Origin of the sequence: Micromonospora sp. NPDC049366 (assembly GCF_044466625.1) — a bacterium.
In the GTDB taxonomy this organism is placed as follows: domain Bacteria; phylum Actinomycetota; class Actinomycetes; order Mycobacteriales; family Micromonosporaceae; genus Micromonospora.
On the sequence record NZ_JBITMV010000012.1, the window covers coordinates 116,182 to 131,286 of the forward strand.

General features: G+C 71.6%; 15 protein-coding genes. 7 read left to right on the forward strand and 8 right to left on the reverse strand.

Annotation, left to right across the window (positions count from 1 at the left end; genetic code table 11):
* Positions 1–26 precede the first annotated feature (26 nt).
* Positions 27–473 carry a DoxX family membrane protein gene (locus tag ACIBTV_RS18470; protein ID WP_396706335.1) on the reverse strand — a complete coding sequence of 149 codons (447 nt, stop codon included), beginning with the start codon at positions 471–473 and terminating at the stop codon, positions 27–29.
* An 83-nt stretch (positions 474–556) separates the two neighbouring features.
* On the opposite strand from ACIBTV_RS18470, the gene ACIBTV_RS18475 reads away from it, so the two are divergent.
* Positions 557–1,117, forward strand: a complete 561-nt coding sequence (locus ACIBTV_RS18475; protein ID WP_396706337.1) for a TetR/AcrR family transcriptional regulator — start codon at positions 557–559, stop codon at positions 1,115–1,117.
* Positions 1,118–1,558: 441 nt separating this feature from the next.
* Here the strand turns inward: ACIBTV_RS18475 and ACIBTV_RS18480 are convergent, their stop codons facing one another.
* Together ACIBTV_RS18480 and ACIBTV_RS18485 are read right to left on the reverse strand one after the other, a co-directional pair.
* Positions 1,559–2,998, reverse strand: coding sequence for a GuaB1 family IMP dehydrogenase-related protein (locus ACIBTV_RS18480; protein WP_396706339.1), 1,440 nt, complete (start codon positions 2,996–2,998; stop codon positions 1,559–1,561).
* Positions 2,999–3,102: 104 nt separating this feature from the next.
* On the reverse strand, positions 3,103–4,854 hold the full coding sequence (locus tag ACIBTV_RS18485; RefSeq protein ID WP_396706341.1) for an acetyl/propionyl/methylcrotonyl-CoA carboxylase subunit alpha: 1,752 nt from the start codon (positions 4,852–4,854) through the stop codon (positions 3,103–3,105).
* A gap of 148 nt (positions 4,855–5,002) precedes the next feature.
* Between ACIBTV_RS18485 and ACIBTV_RS18490 the strand changes: the two genes are divergently transcribed.
* From ACIBTV_RS18490 to ACIBTV_RS18500, 3 genes are all read left to right on the forward strand, one after another.
* The gene (locus ACIBTV_RS18490) at positions 5,003–5,611 is read left to right on the forward strand and encodes a PadR family transcriptional regulator (RefSeq protein ID WP_396706509.1); all 609 of its coding nucleotides are present in this window, start codon (positions 5,003–5,005) and stop codon (positions 5,609–5,611) included.
* 122 nt (positions 5,612–5,733) lie between these two features.
* Positions 5,734–6,693, forward strand: a complete 960-nt coding sequence (locus ACIBTV_RS18495; RefSeq protein ID WP_396706342.1) for an ATP-binding cassette domain-containing protein — start codon at positions 5,734–5,736, stop codon at positions 6,691–6,693.
* A gap of 20 nt (positions 6,694–6,713) precedes the next feature.
* Complete coding sequence (locus ACIBTV_RS18500; protein ID WP_396706344.1) at positions 6,714–7,469, forward strand: ABC transporter permease; 756 nt, start codon at positions 6,714–6,716, stop codon at positions 7,467–7,469.
* A 115-nt stretch (positions 7,470–7,584) separates the two neighbouring features.
* Here the strand turns inward: ACIBTV_RS18500 and ACIBTV_RS18505 are convergent, their stop codons facing one another.
* The 3 genes from ACIBTV_RS18505 to mycP all read right to left on the reverse strand — a co-directional run bounded on the left by ACIBTV_RS18505 (position 7,585) and on the right by mycP (position 10,159).
* Positions 7,585–8,238: an O-methyltransferase gene (locus tag ACIBTV_RS18505; protein ID WP_396706346.1), complete on the reverse strand. Its 654-nt coding sequence runs from the start codon at positions 8,236–8,238 to the stop codon at positions 7,585–7,587.
* Positions 8,239–8,247: 9 nt separating this feature from the next.
* Positions 8,248–8,904, reverse strand: a complete 657-nt coding sequence (locus tag ACIBTV_RS18510) for a Maf family protein (RefSeq protein WP_396706348.1) — start codon at positions 8,902–8,904, stop codon at positions 8,248–8,250.
* Between the two features lie 166 nt (positions 8,905–9,070).
* Positions 9,071–10,159, reverse strand: coding sequence for a type VII secretion-associated serine protease mycosin (mycP, locus tag ACIBTV_RS18515; RefSeq protein WP_396706511.1), 1,089 nt, complete (start codon positions 10,157–10,159; stop codon positions 9,071–9,073).
* A 1,005-nt stretch (positions 10,160–11,164) separates the two neighbouring features.
* Between mycP and ACIBTV_RS18520 the strand changes: the two genes are divergently transcribed.
* Complete coding sequence (locus ACIBTV_RS18520; RefSeq protein ID WP_396706350.1) at positions 11,165–11,302, forward strand: hypothetical protein; 138 nt, start codon at positions 11,165–11,167, stop codon at positions 11,300–11,302.
* 292 nt (positions 11,303–11,594) lie between these two features.
* Here ACIBTV_RS18520 and ACIBTV_RS18525 read toward each other — a convergent pair whose 3' ends face one another.
* Positions 11,595–12,050: a hypothetical protein gene (locus ACIBTV_RS18525; protein WP_396706352.1), complete on the reverse strand. Its 456-nt coding sequence runs from the start codon at positions 12,048–12,050 to the stop codon at positions 11,595–11,597.
* Between the two features lie 131 nt (positions 12,051–12,181).
* On the reverse strand, positions 12,182–12,388 hold the full coding sequence (locus ACIBTV_RS18530) for an acyl-CoA carboxylase subunit epsilon (protein WP_396706354.1): 207 nt from the start codon (positions 12,386–12,388) through the stop codon (positions 12,182–12,184).
* Between the two features lie 92 nt (positions 12,389–12,480).
* Here ACIBTV_RS18530 and ACIBTV_RS18535 point away from each other — a divergent pair, with 92 nt between their 5' ends.
* Both ACIBTV_RS18535 and ACIBTV_RS18540 read left to right on the forward strand, forming a co-directional pair.
* Positions 12,481–14,613 (forward strand): protein kinase, encoded by a 2,133-nt coding sequence (locus tag ACIBTV_RS18535; RefSeq protein WP_396706356.1) that lies wholly within the window; start codon positions 12,481–12,483, stop codon positions 14,611–14,613.
* An 88-nt stretch (positions 14,614–14,701) separates the two neighbouring features.
* A complete protein-coding gene (locus tag ACIBTV_RS18540) occupies positions 14,702–14,944 on the forward strand; it encodes a hypothetical protein (RefSeq protein ID WP_396706357.1) in 243 nt (80 codons plus the stop codon).
* Positions 14,945–15,105 lie beyond the last annotated feature (161 nt).

Here is a 15,105-nt window from a genome sequence, read left to right on the forward strand (position 1 = left end):
GGGGGATTAGGTTAGCCCCCTGATAGTCAGGGGCCAAACGAAATTGCCGCAGCGGCGGCGACGAACACCAACTGCAGTGCCGTACGCGGCGCCAACGGCGTCACCGGTCGGCCGGCAAGGGTGAGGCGCCGCCGGGCGGCCGAGACGTTCGCCGGGAACATGGCGAGCATCAGCAGGCCCAGTCCGGCCGCCGCCCACCGGGCGGTGGCCGGGACGAGCAGCGCCACCGCGCCGGCGATCTCCAGCACGCCGGTCACGGTGACCAGCAGGTCGGGCCGGGGCAGGGTCGGCGGCACCATGGCGACCAGCCCGCTGCGTCGGGGCTCGACGAAGTGCGCGACGCCGGTCACGACGAACATCAGGGCCAGGCCGACGCGCAGTGCGGGCGGCCAGGCGTCGAGCGGGTCGGCTCCCGTCAGCCCGGCGAGTCGGGCGAGCGTGGTGCCGACGACCAGTGCGATCAGGGGTGCCATGGGTCTCCTCCTCGGCTTGAACTTGTCGTCGACAAGATTGCCCGTCGACTGGCATCTTGTCAACGACAAGATATGCTCGCGGCATGACCGGAACGCGTGGCTACCATCACGGCGACCTGCCCCGTGCCCTGCTCGACGCCGCGGTGGAGGTGATCAGCGAGTCGGGACCGGCTGCCCTCAGCCTGCGCGACCTGGCCCGCCGGGCCGGCGTCTCGCACGCGGCGCCCGCACACCACTTCGGGGACAAGGCCGGTCTGCTCACCGCCCTCGCGACGCAGGGCTTCGACCTGCTGGCGGACGCCCTGCGCGGAGCCGACGACCTGCTCAGCGCCGGCGTGGCGTACGTCGAGTTCGCCGTCGGGCACCGCGCGCACTTCGACGTGATGTTCCGGCCCGACCTCTACCGGTCGGACGCCCCCGAGGTGCGGGTGGCCCGGGAACGGGCCGGCGCGGCCCTGCGGGCCGGGGTGGCCGGCCTCGCCAACCGCGACGGCGGCCCCGCCGACCCCGGGCGGGACGCTCTCGCCGCCTGGTCGATCGTGCACGGCTTCGCGACGCTGTGGATCGCGGGCGCGCTACCGCCACGCGTGGGGGACGACCCTCGGGAGGCGGCCCAGGTCGTCATCCGCCGCCTCTTCGAGTAGCCCTGGTCGACGGGCCGAGCCCTCGCCTGGTCGGACCGCCCCACCCGACGGGTGACTGGGTGCGGAGACGCTGTCAAGCTGCCCCAGAAATGGGGCGTGCGCTCCCCTTCGTCGCCCACCCGGAGCGACCGGGCCACGGGGCCAGGTGGGGCCTCGAACGGTCGCGCGGGCGGTGGCACCCGGGTGTTGAGCGCGGAGGTGCCGGGTGGGGGTGCGGGGTGCCGGACGGATGTCCGGCCGTGTGGCTGCGTGCGGGACGGATGCCCGGCCGTGTGGCTGCGTGCGGGACGGATGCCCGGCCGTCTGGCCGCGTGCCGGACGGATGCCGGGCCGCCCGGCCGCGTGGATCGCGCCGCCCCAGATCCGGGGCAGCTCGACAGCATCCGCGAGCTCCTGTCGACCGGTGAGGTCGGGGACGGCCGCGCAGACCACGCGGCCCGCTCACCAGCTCGTCGGCAGCGGCATCCCCTCGGTGTAGCCGGCGGCACTCTGCACCCCGACCACCGCCCGCTCGTGGAACTCCGGCAGGTTGCGGGCGCCCGCGTAGGTGAACGCGCTGCGTACGCCCGCGATGATCTCGTCGATCAGGTCCTCCACGCCGGGGCGGTGCGGGTCGAGGTACATCCGGGCGGTGGAGATGCCCTCCTCGAAGACCGCCTTGCGGGCCCGGTCGTATGGGCTGTCGTCGGCGGTGCGGGCGCTGACCGCCCGGGCCGAGGCCATCCCGAAGCTCTCCTTGTAGCGCCGGCCGTCGGGATCGGTGTAGAGGTCGCCCGGCGACTCGTAGGTGCCGGCGAACCAGGAGCCGATCATCACGTTCGAGGCGCCGGCGGCGAGCGCGAGCGCCACGTCCCGCGGGTGCCGCACGCCGCCGTCGGCCCAGACGTGCCGGCCGAGCGCCCGGGCCGCCTCCGCGCAGTCGAGGACGGCGGAGAACTGGGGCCGGCCGACGCCGGTCATCATCCGGGTGGTGCACATGGCGCCCGGACCGACGCCCACCTTCACGATGTCGGCGCCCGCCTCGACCAGGTCACGTACGCCCTCGGCGGTGACGACGTTGCCGGCCGCCACCGGGACCGGCGGGTCCAGCTTCCGCACCGCCCGCAGCGCGGAGATCATCCGTTCCTGGTGGCCGTGCGCGGTGTCCACCACCAGCGTGTCCACGCCCGCCTCGAGCAGGGCCGAGGCCTTGCCGCTGACGTCGCCGTTGATGCCGATCGCCGCGGCGATCCGCAGCCGGCCTCCGTCGTCGACGGCCGGGCGGTAGAGGGTGGCGCGCAGCGCGCCCTGCCGGGTGAGCACGCCGACGAGTCGTCCGTCCCGGTCGACCACCGGGGCGAGTCGGCGGCGGCCGGCCGAGAGCCGGTCGAAGCCGGTACGCGGGTCCGCGTCCGCCGGCACGGTGTGCAGCTCGGTGGACATGACGTGCCGCAGCTGGGCGAACCGGTCCACGCCCACGGTGTCCGCCTCGGTGACCACGCCCATCGGCCGGCCCGCCGCGTCGACCACGATCACCGCGCCGTGCGCCCGCTTGGGCAGCAGGTGGATGGCGTCGCCGACCGTGTCCGTGGGGCCGAGCGTGATGGGCGTGTCGTAGACCAGGTGACGCTGCTTGACCCAGGCCACGACGTTCGCCACGACCTCGATCGGAATGTCCTGCGGGATCACCGCGATGGCACCGCGCCGGGCCACCGTCTCGGCCATCCGGCGGCCGGCGACCGCCGTCATGTTCGACACCACCAGCGGGATCGTGGTGCCGGTCCCGTCGCCGGTGGAGAGGTCGACGTCGAGGCGGGAGCCCAGGTCGGAGCGGGCCGGCGCCATGAAGACGTCGGTGTAGGTCAGGTCGTGCGCGGGGACCGCGCCGTGAAGGAACCGCACCCGGCCATCATTCCTGCCCGCCGACCGATGCGCCGCCGGTGGCGGCCTAAACGTGGCGGATCAACCGGTCAGCAGCGCCACGGCCGGGACGCCGGCTCGCCGGGTCAGGCGATGGTGCAGATCGCCGCACCGGCGGTGATCACGGCACCGACCTCGGCGGTCAACCCGCTGACCGTGCCCGCCTTGTGCGCGTGCAGCGGCTGCTCCATCTTCATCGCCTCCAGCACCACGACCAGGTCGCCCTCGGCGACGGTGTCCCCGTCCGCCACAGCGATCTTGACGATGGTGCCCTGCATCGGTGAGGTGAGCGCGTCGCCGCTGACCTGGGCGCCGGCCTTCGCGCCGCCGCCCCGTCGGGCGGGCTTGCGGGCGGCCGGCGCGGCGGTGGTCGTACCCGCGCCGAAGCCGGCGGGGAGGGTGACCTCGAGCCGCTTGCCACCCACCTCGACCACGACGGTCTCGCGTTCGGCCGGTTCCCCGGCGGGGCCGGCGGCGGCGGTGAACGGCGGCACCGTGTTGTCGAACTCGGTCTCGATCCACCGGGTGTGCACGGTGAACGGCTCGGCGGTGAACGCCGGGTCGCGGACCACCAGGCGGTGGAACGGGAGCGCGGTGGCCATGCCGTCGACCACCATCTCGTCCAGCGCGCGGCGGGCCCGCTCCAGGGCCTCGGTGCGGGTCTCCCCGGTGATGATGACCTTCGCGAGCAGCGAGTCGAAGTTCCCGCCAATCACGTCGCCGGCCGAGATACCGGTGTCGACCCGTACGCCGGGGCCGCTGGGCAGCCGCAGCACGGTGACGGTGCCCGGCGCGGGAAGGAAGCTGCGGCCCGGGTCCTCGCCGTTGATCCGGAACTCGATGGAGTGCCCGCGCGGTGTCGGGTCCTCGGTGATCCGCAGCTTCTCGCCGTCGGCGATCCGGAACTGCTCCCGGACCAGGTCGATGCCGGAGGTCTCCTCGGTCACCGGGTGCTCGACCTGGAGGCGCGTGTTGACCTCCAGGAAGGAGATGGTGCCGTCCACGCCGACCAGGTACTCCACCGTGCCGGCGCCGTGGTAGCCGGCCTCGCGGCAGATCGCCTTGGCGCTGTCGTGAATCTGCGCCCGTTGGGCGGCGGTGAGGAACGGCGCGGGCGCCTCCTCGACCAGCTTCTGGTGCCGCCGCTGCAGCGAGCAGTCGCGGGTGCCCACGACGATCACGTTGCCGTGCTGGTCGGCGAGGACCTGCGCCTCGACGTGCCGCGGCTTGTCCAGGTATCGCTCGACGAAGCACTCGCCCCGGCCGAACGCCGCCACCGCCTCGCGGGTGGCCGACTCGAACAGCTGCGGGATCTCCTCCATGGTGCGGGCCACCTTGAGGCCGCGGCCGCCACCGCCGAAGGCCGCCTTGATGGCGACCGGCAGGCCGTGGTCGATCGCGAACGCCATCACCTCGTCGGCGCTGCCGACCGGGTCCGGGGTGCCGGGGACCAGCGGCGCACCGGCGCGCTGCGCGATGTGCCGGGCGGTGACCTTGTCGCCGAGGTCGCGGATCGCCTGCGGGGTGGGGCCGATCCAGGTCAGCCCGGCGTCGATGACGGCCTGGGCGAAGTCGGCGTTCTCGGAGAGGAACCCGTAGCCGGGGTGCACGGCGTCGGCGCCGGACCGGGCGGCGACGTCGATGAGCTTGTCGATGCGCAGGTAGCTGTCCGCGGCGGTGTCGCCACCCAGCGCGTACGCCTCGTCGGCGAGGGTGGCGTGCAGGGCCTCGCGGTCCGAGTCGGCGTAGACCGCGACGCTGCCGAGACCGGCGTCGCGGCAGGCGCGGATGACGCGGACGGCGATCTCGCCGCGGTTGGCGATGAGTACCTTGCGCACCGTGGGGGCTCCTCCCGGGAGGTCGTTGACCGGGAGTGTATCGGCCACGCTGGGGGCCCTAACGATCGCTCAGTGTGGGATGCCGCACTTGTCCCGACCGGCCTTAGTCAAACTTGCTTATTACGCTTGCCGGGTGTCTGCCACTCGCATGATGATCCTCGGACTGGTCAAGTGGATGCAGCCGGTACACGGCTACGACGTGCGCCGTGAGCTGCTCAGTTGGAACGCCGACAAGTGGGCCAACGTGCAGCCGGGGTCGATCTACCACGCCCTGCGCAAGCTGACCGAGGAAGGCCTGCTGCGGGCTGTCGCCACCGAGCAGGTCGGCGGCCGGCCGGCCCGGACGACGTACGAGGTCACGCCCAAGGGTGATGACGAGTTCGAGACGCTGCTGCGCGGCTTCTGGTGGAAGGTGCAGGAGGTGCCCGACCCGTTCGCGGCGGCCTTCTCCTTCCTCCCGGCGATGCCCCGGGACGAGGCGGCGGCCGCCCTGCGCAACCGCGCCACGCAGCTCAGCGCCGGGATCGAGTGGATGCGGGCGTCGCTGGGCTCGGACTGGGTGCGTGACACCAAGCCGGTGCACGTGGCCTGGATGTTCGAGCTGTGGACGGCCCGCGCCGAGGCGGAGATCGCCTGGTGCGAGCGAATCGCCGAGCGGATCGAGTCCGGAGTGTCGTACCTGCCTGCTGGACTGGAGCGGGCGGAGGGTTGGGAGGGCTGGGAGGAGCGGCTACCGGAACGTCCTGACGCGAAATAATCAACGTTGACTACAAGAGTTATATCGCGTTAGCCTGCTCCCGCACATCGGGGGAGTGCGCCGTGCGGCGTCCCCAGCGCACCGGCGGCCGGCACCCCCGGCCCGGACGACCAGGAGCAGAGATGATCGAGACCAGAGGGCTGCGGAAATCGTTCCGCTCCCGCGCGGGTCGGGAGACGAAGACGGTCGACGCCGTCCGGGGGGTGAACCTGGAGGTCGCCGAGGGGGAGATCTTCGGCTTCCTCGGCCCCAACGGCGCCGGCAAGACCACCACGCTGCGGATGCTCGCCACGCTCATCGAGCCGGACGGCGGCGACGCCACCATCGCCGGCGCCGACCTGCGGAAGGCGCCGGGCGAGGTGCGCCGCCGCATCGGCTACGTCGCCCAGGGCGGCAGCACCTGGGACGAGTCCAGTGCCCGGGAGGAGCTGGTGCTCCAGGCCCGGCTCTACGGCATCAGCAAGGTCGAGGCACACCGGCGGGCCACCCGGGCGCTCGACGCCTTCCAGCTCACCGAGTACGCCGACCGCAAGTGCAAGACCTACTCCGGCGGCCAGCGCCGGCGCGTCGAGATCGCCCTCGGCATCATCCACGAGCCGAAGATCGTCTTCCTGGACGAGCCCACCACCGGCCTCGACCCGCAGAGCCGGGCACACATGTGGGACGAGATCCGCCGGCTGCGTGCCGACGGCATGACCGTCTTCATCACCACGCACTACCTCGACGAGGCTGACGCGCTCTGCGACCGGATCGCGATCATGGACCACGGCGAGGTGGTCGCCGAGGGCACCCCCACCGAGCTGAAGCGGGAGATCTCCGGCGACGTCGTGCTGGTCGGCCTCGACCTGGCCACCACTCCGCAGGCCGCGAAGGCGCTCGACGGCGAGCCGTACGTCAACGAGTTGGAGACCTCCGAGGAGGGTGGCCTGCGGCTCTACGTCGACGAGGGCGCCACCACCATCCCGCAGATCCTCCGCCGGCTCGACCAGGCCGGTCTCGCGCTGCACTCGATCGAGCTGCACCGCCCCAGCCTCGACGACGTGTTCCTCACCAAGACCGGCCGCTCGCTGCGCGAGTCCTGACCCCCGGGAGACGACCCACCATGAAGCTCGCCCGCGACACCTGGCTCATCTTCCAGCGCCAGATCCAACTCCTGCTCCGCAACCCGGTCTGGGTCTTCGTCGGCGTCTTCCAGCCGGTCATGTACCTGCTGCTCTTCGCCCCGCTGCTCAAGCCCGCGCTGCGGGTGTCGAGCCAGGCCGAGGCCTACAAGATCTTCGTGCCGGGTCTGCTGGTGCTGCTGGCCATCTTCGGCGGCCTGTTCCAGGGCTTCGGCCTGATCGCCGAGCTGCGCGCCGGCGTCATCGAACGCTCCCGGGTCACCCCGGTCAGCCGGCTCGCCCTGCTGCTCGGCCGCTCGCTGCGGGACGTGGTCTCGCTGCTGGTGCAGGCGGTGATCATCACGCTGCTGGCGCTCCTGTTCGACCTGCGCGTCTTCATCGGCTACCTGCTGCTGGCCTACCTGATGCTCGCCCTGATCGCGCTGATGACCTCCGCCGTCTCGTACGGGGTGGCACTCAAGGTCAAGAGCGAGGACGCCCTGGCCCCGCTCATGAACACCGTCGCCCAGCCGGTGCTCCTGCTCTCCGGCATCCTGCTGCCGCTCATCTACGCCCCCGGCTGGCTGCAGGGCATCGCCGACTGGAACCCGTTCTCCTGGGCGGTGGACGGCACCCGTGCCCTCTTCGCCGGCGACCTCGGCAACGACAAGGTCTGGCAGGGGCTCACCATCACCGCGGGGCTCGCCGTCCTCGGCGTCGTCTGGGCGGCCCGCCAGTTCGCCCGCAGCGTCCGCTGACGCGGTCGCCCGCACTGCCTGCCGCTTGACCCACTCGCCTTCCGGGAAGTCGGGGTGTCCGAACCCGTCGCGTCGCCCCGGTTTCCCTGAAGTCGAGTGGATCAAGCGGCGCGGGTCAGCGGACCCGGGCCAGCGTCAGCCCGTCCGCGATCGGCAGCATCACCGCGTCCACCCGGACGTCGGCCAGCACCTCGTCGTTGAACGCGGCGATCGCCCGGTCGTTGACGTCCTGCGGCGCCAACACCCGACCCTCGCGCAGCACGTTGTCGACGGCGATCACCCCGCCGGGACGCATCCGCGGCACCAACTCCGCCCAGTAGATCGGATAGCCCGTCTTGTCGGCGTCGATGAAGGCGAAGTCGAGGTACCGCTCGTGGGGCAGCTCCCGCAACGTGTCCCCGGCCGGGCCGATGCGCAGCTCGATCCGGTCGGCCACCTCCGCCCGCTGCCAGTAGCGGCGGGCGATACCCGTGTACTCCTCGGAGATGTCGAAGCAGGTCAACCGGCCGCCGTCGGCCAGACCCCGGGCGATGGCCAGCGAGGACAGCCCGGTGAACGTGCCCACCTCCACGGCCTGCCGCACCCCCAGCAGCCGGACGAGGAAGGTGAGGAACGCGGCCTGTTCCGGGGCGACCTGCATGCTCGCCTCGTCCGGCAGCACGGTGCGGGTCTCCTCGGCGAGGTCGCGGATGACCTCGTCCGGTGGGGAGCCGTGCCCGACCAGGTACGCGTGCAGCTCGTCGGTCAGCGGAATCGACTTGGTGGTCATGGCTGGACGCTAGCCGAGCGGCTCGGTTTCCTGCCCGCCCGGCGCGACCTTCGTCCACAGATCGGTGATCGTGAGGCCGAGTTCGGCGAGGAGTCGGCGCAGCAACGGCAGGGAGAGCCCGATCACCGTGCTCGGATCGCCCTCGATGCGCTCCACGAACGGACCACCCAACCCGTCGATCGTGAACGCGCCCGCCACCGCCAGCGGCTCACCCGTCGCGACGTACGTGTCGATCTCCCGGTCGCTCACCTCGGCAAAGTGCACGGTGGTCGAGGCGACCGCCTCCGCGCGCCGGCCCGCCGTGGCGTCGACGAGGCAGTGCCCGCTGTGCAGGACGCCGCTGCGCCCCCGCATCCGCCGCCAACGCCGCGTGGCATCCGCCGAATCGGCCGGCTTACCGAGGATCTCCCCGTCGAACTCCAACACCGAGTCGCAGCCGATCACGAGGGTACGTTCGTCAGCGGCCGGGCGGAGCCGGGTGAGGACCGCCTGGGCCTTCAGCCGCGCCAGTTCCAGGCAGAGCTCCTCGGCGCTGTCGGTCGTCACAAGGGACTCATCGACCCCGCTGACCAGCACGTCCGGCTCGATGCCGGCGGCTTGGAGAATCTTGCGGCGGGCGGGGCTCGCCGAGGCGAGCACGAGACGGAGCGGCAGCTGATCAGGCACGCCGCCGACGTTACCGGCTGGCCGACGTCGACGTGTCGCGCCACCACGCTTCCTTCGGAGCGCTCGGACGACGTCGCGCCTGGCTCCACACGCGGTGGGTGCATTTTCTGTCGTCCTGGCAACAACAACTGCACCCACCGCAGTCGCGTCGGCGCGACCTCACCGGTCAGCGACTGATACGCGGCGGCGGATCGTCGCCACGTCGACGCCGCCGAACGAGGACCGCCCACGTCACGCCCACTGCCACGAGCACACCCAGGGTCACCAGCCCCCGGACTGTCGCCCCGTAGTCAGCACCATCCGGCGCCGCCGTCGCGGTCGTGCCACCGGCGACCGGTGCAGTGGTGGGCGGCGTTCCGGACCCCAGAGGCGGCACGTCCGCGGTCAACGCCGCCACGATGTCGATCACCCCGTAGCCGTACTCGTCGTCACGCCCCGGCGGTCCCTTGTCGACAGCCGTAGCAGTCAGCCGATGCGCGACCTCCCGGGCCGACATGTCCGGGTACTTGGACCTGATGAGCGCCGCCGCCCCGGCCACGATCGCAGTGGCACTCGATGTGCCCGTGCCCTTCGAATACTTCCCGTCATAGCTGGTGCTGTAGATGTCCACCGCCGGCGCAACAACGTCAACCTCAGGGCCGGTAACCGACACCTCGGCACGAGCGCCAGATCTTCCCACCCCGCCCACTGCGATCACACCGTCCTCAGACGCCGGGTAACCGACACTGACATCCTCTGGCCGGTTGCCAGCCGCAGCCACTACGACGATGTCCGTTGCTAGAGCGGTTTGAACTGCTTGGGTAAGGCGCGGGTTCGTCGCCCCACCGCTCGAAACGCTAATTACGCCGACGCCGCTTCGGGTTGCGTATTCGATACCCAGCGCCAACGCCTCCGGATCGCCCTCACTGTTGGGCGGGGAATCGAAGATGGGTAGAATTTTTGCTCGCGGGGCTATCCCCAACGCCCCAACCTCATCCGCTTGGCCGTGTGCCGCTATCAGTCCTGCCATTGATGTGCCATGGCTATCTAGATCCTGCCTTCCGTCCCCCCTCCCTCCTGGAATTATGTCAATGCCGACCAGCAGGTTTCGTGCTAGATCAGGATGCGGATAAACGCCCGTATCCGGGACGGCTACGACGACGCCAGAGCCTTGCGTGATCCGGTGAGCTTCGCTGGTTCGCAGGAAGGTCAGATGCCACTGGTCTCGGCGAATGCGTTCGTTGTTGTCACTGACCCGAGCCATATTGCTGATCATGCCGATCTCTGTATGAGATGCTGGTGATACGCCCGTCGCTATCGCCAGCAGGGCCGCAGCCAATTTGGCGAAGTTCGTCACCGGTTGAAACCGATTGCTGGGCCAGGGTCTATAGGGCCCTCTTCGTCGGCTGCCCGGACAACTGGAGGCACGCCCTGCTCTGTCTCCCAGGGGTTCTCGGGGTCCCATGTGCGTGGACCCGGCGTGCCTGGCTCGTCCTCTGACCGGCTTCGAGGGCGCCCACCAGTGCTCGTAGGGCCCGCTGGATATGCGCTAGGAGATCCCTGGAAGGGGAACGCAGCGAAACCACGGGTTCCGCCTGGGCGAGATCCGGCTCCGCCGGTCGGAGCCGTTCCGGCGGCACCACCTCCGATCACACCGCCTATCGGGTTGACTCGACGTGGCTGTGAGTTGCCGGCCACGGGTTGACCTACTGGCGCGATAGGGTGACCGCCAATTATTCCGCCTGGCGGTGTTACGCGAGTTGGCGGCGGCGGTGTTGCTCGATCTCCAGCCGGAGATTTGCCGAGCGGGCCAAAGGGGGGTGTTCCAGGTGCCCGGACGGTGGGTCGATGAGCGACTCCTGGTGGCACCGGTAACGCTGGGCCCGCGTTCGAGGTGGGCGTGCTGGCGGCGGCGGTGCTCGGGGTGGTGTGGAGAGGCGGAAGTGGTCCGCCGCTGACTCCGCCCAGTATGGGCCCTATTCCTGAGGCGGAGGACGCTTGTGCTGCCTGCACTTTGCTCAACTGGCCGGGTATCGGCACGTCGTCGTTGTTCTTCGGCAACGGTACCGGAACGATGGGCGGGATTAGTGGGCTAACGTCGGCGCCATAGACGTCTGGGTTATCTGTCTGCTTAGGCGGTCTCATTAGCGGCGGGGGTTGGCGGAGCATTACTTGGGCGTGTTGGAGTTCGCCGCTGAGGCCGTACATGATGCCGCGCGCCTGGACGTTCAGCCGTTCCAGGTCGGCGTCGGTCACTGGTTGGTCGGGGACGCGACTGCCCATGGCCGCCTTCGGGTCGGCGGCGGTCGCCTCGTACGTCCGCTTCTGTTGGAGCTTGGCTGCGTACTCCTCGTGGATCTTCTGTAGCGCGGCGCGGGTGCCGCTGATGGCCTGGGTGGCGGCGGCGAGCGCGGTGTAGTTGGTGGCGGCGGCGTCGTGGGTGTGGCGCATCTTGTCGATGAGCTCGTCCAGTTCGGCGAGGTAGACGCGGGCTGCGGCGTTCGTCTCGGGTGGCCAGGCGGCGGCGAGTCCTCGTCGATATTCCTGGAGTCGCGTCAGGTGCGTCTGCGCCAGGTCGCAGATCTTGCGCCAGCCGGCGACCTGCTTCCAGTGGTTGGTGGTGTCGTGGTCCTGGAGGCAGGCCCACATGCTGTTGACGTCCATGAGGTGCCAGTCGGTGAGGCCGGAGGTGCGGCCGCCGCCCCGTTCGATCACGGCAGGATCACCGGCCCGTCGGTCGGTCCGGTGGGGTCGTGCAGCGCCACCGACGGGCCGGTGGGCACGACGGAGCGGGGGTCGGCGAGGGCGTGCTCGACGTCGACCACCCGGGCGGCCGAGAAGGCGTCGGTGTCGGCGTAGCGGTCGGCGACGGTGCCCGCGGCGGCGGCCAGATGGCCGGTGACGCCGCGTGCGCCCCACACCATCTCGACGGTGGCCTGCTGGGTCTCGTGGTGCACGCGCAGGAAGTGGACCAGCTCGATGAAGGCGTCACACGGGTTGGGCAGGGGAGCCGTCATGTCCTCGGCGATGTGTGGCAGGTGCGGCGCGTAGTCGCGCTCCACCTCGGCCGTGAGCAGATCGGCGAACTCCCGCAGTTGGCGGATGTCGGCCTCGATGCCGTCGTAGCCGCCCGGCCGGCTGGCTGGGTGGTCCTCCTCAGGGATCATCGATCCTCCCTCACCGTCACGGCCTCGTTTCCCTGAGTGAGGTTAACGGCTGGACGCCACCCTGGCAGCCCCACGGCCGCAGGATCAGGCATCGAGGGGTGTCCGCTCCGCGCGGCGGGGCGGCGCCGCGATCAGCGGGGCAGGCCGGACGTACGCCAGGTGCCGCGACCGGGGGCCCTGCCCGCGGGTCGGCCGCTGCGCGCCCACGTGGAGACCGGGGCGGGCGCGGGCGCGCCGGCCGGCCGCGAACGGACGACGATCGCCCCGACGAGCGCGGCCAGTTCCTCCGCGGTGGGCACGCCGCGAACGACCCGGAACAGGGGCTCTTCGGCAGACATGACCCCAGCGTACGCGTGGCGGGGCTGGACCTGTATCGCACAGTGGCGTGCCGGCGGTGTGGCCGTCGGTGTCGCCGGGTACCGTCTCAGCGATGTCGAACGCGCTTCCCCAACTTGTCGCTGACCGCTACCGGCTCATTTCGCCGCTCGGTCAGGGCGGCATGGGTCGGGTGTGGAAGGCGCGCGACGAGGTGCTGCACCGCGATGTGGCGATCAAGGAACTGGTGCCGCCGCCCAGCCTCACCGACGACGAGCGCCGTGAGATGCGGGAACGCTCGCTGCGCGAGGCGCGGGCGATCGCCCGGCTGAACAACATCAACGTCGTCCGCATCTTCGACGTGCTGCGCACCGACGGCGACCCGTGGATCGTCATGGAGTACGTCGCGTCGAAGTCGTTGCAGGACACTCTCGCCGAGTCCGGCCCGGTGTCGCCGGCCCGCGCGATCGAGATCGGTCTCGGTGTTCTCGGCGCGCTGAAGGCCGCGCACAAGGCCGGTGTCATGCACCGGGACGTCAAGCCGGGCAACGTGCTGCTCGGCACCGACGGGCGGGTCGTGCTGACCGACTTCGGTCTCGCCACGATCCCCGGTGACCCCAACGTCACGCGCACCGGCATGGTGCTGGGCTCGCCGGCGTACATCGCGCCGGAGCGGGCCCGCGACGGCACCGCCGGGCCGGAGGCCGACCTCTGGTCGCTGGGCGCCACGCTCTACGCGGCGGTGGAGGGCAAGTCGCCGTACGCGCGCCCGTCGGCGATCGCCACCCTCGCGGCGCTCGCCACCGAGCCGCTGCCGCCGTCGAAGAACGCCGGCCCGCTCAAGCCGGTGCTGCAGGGCCTGCTGCGCAAGGACCCGAGTGAGCGGATCACCGCCGAGGTGGCGGAGCGCCTGCTGCGCCGGGCCAGCGGCAAGCGGTCGCGCATCTCGCTGCTCGACGGCGTACGTCGGCCGGGGCCGAACGGTCCGCGCGTGCCGCGCCCGACCGTGGTGCCGGCCCCGCGCCCGGCCGAACGGACCGACCTCCCGGTCACGCCTCCGGCGCCCCGCACCCCGCCGGCCGCCGCGGCGGCTGTCGCGGGGGCGGGTGCCGCGGCCGACGCCGACCCGACCGCGAAGGTGACGGCTCCGCCGGTCGACCCGACCGCGAAGGTGACGACTCCGCCCGCCGATCCGACGACGAAGCTCACCGGCGCTGACACTGACGACGCCGACCCGACGGCGAAGGTGACCGGCTCGACGGCGGCCGGCGCCGATCCGACGAGCAAGGTCGGCCCCGATCTGACGAGCGAGGCCGGCCCCGATCTGACGAGCGAGGGCGACGCCGACCCGACGAGCGCCGCCTCGGTGGAGTCGACCGACACGTCCCCGGCCGAGGAGCCGACGGCCGTCACGCCGACCCGGCCGGAGGCGACCCGAGCGGAGACCGCGCAGACGGAGGTCACGCCGCGCGAGCCGGCCAGACCGACCTCGGTGCTGCCGGTCAGCCCGCCCGCGTCGACGGGTCGGGCCGCCATCCCGCCGTCGACCGGCGCGCCGGTCGACCGCAAGCGGCGCAACCTGCTGATCGGCGCGCTGGTGGCGGTGCTGCTGCTCGGCCTGGCCATCGTCGTCCCGCTGCTGGCGGACGGGGACGACACCGGCGGGTCGGGGGATCAGGCCGGCGCCACCACCGGCGCCCCGGCGTCCTCCGCCGCGCCCAGTTCCGCGCCGCCGTCGGCGGCGCCGACCAGCGGTGCGCCCACTCCGACGCCGTCGGCGACCCCGTCCGCCGACCCGAACGCCCTGCCCGCCGGGTGGAAGCTGCACCGCGATCCGGCCGGCTTCGCGCTCCCGCTGCCGGACGGCTGGGTCCGCCGCAACGCGGGCGAGAACACGATCGTCTTCGACGAGGCCAACGGCGTGGGCGAGTTGCTGGTCCAGTGGACGAGCAGCCCGGGGTCGGATGCAGAGGCGGACTGGCGGAGCAAGGAGCCGGACCGGAAGAAGTTCGTCAACAACTACCAGTACCTGAGCATCGAGCGGTGCGACTTCTGGAAGACCTGCGCGGACTGGGAGTGGCTGGAGGACCGCGACGGCACCCGGATCCACGTCCGCAACCGTGGCTTCGTCACCGCCAGCAACCGGGGCTACGCGCTGCGCTGGGAGGTTGCGGAGAAGGACTGGCAGGCCAAGCTCGCCGACTTCGACCGGATCGCCAAGGGATTCGTGCCGGACCGCAAGGACTGACCGCGGGAATGTCGTCCGTACGAAAGTGACTCGCATGTCCTTCCGTCGTCGGGGGTATCTGACCTTCGACGACGGAAGGAGGGACGACATGGGTTACCGACGGAGGGACGCCCGCCCCCGGCTGGCACTGTGGATGCTCGTCGCGCTCGGCGACGCGGTCCTGCTGCTGGCCAGCATCGGAATCCCGGCGCTCATCGCGCTGCTCAGCGTCGTGGCCGTCACCGTCACCGGCGTGGCCGCCTGGCGGGTGACCCGGCGAGGTGCGCTCGCCCGCGACGACGCGATGCCCGCCCGGGTCGCCGTGCCGATGGGGCACCGACGCCGGACCTGACCGGGCCGCGCCGGCCGCGACCGGGAGCCCCCGGCCCGACCGGACGATCCCGGCCCGGAGCCGGGGCAGGCGGCAAGGCCGCACGACGGGAGGCATCGGCGTGGCGGCAGCCGGACCGGCCGTCGACCGTACGGTCACAGCCGATCCCGCTGCCGCCAACC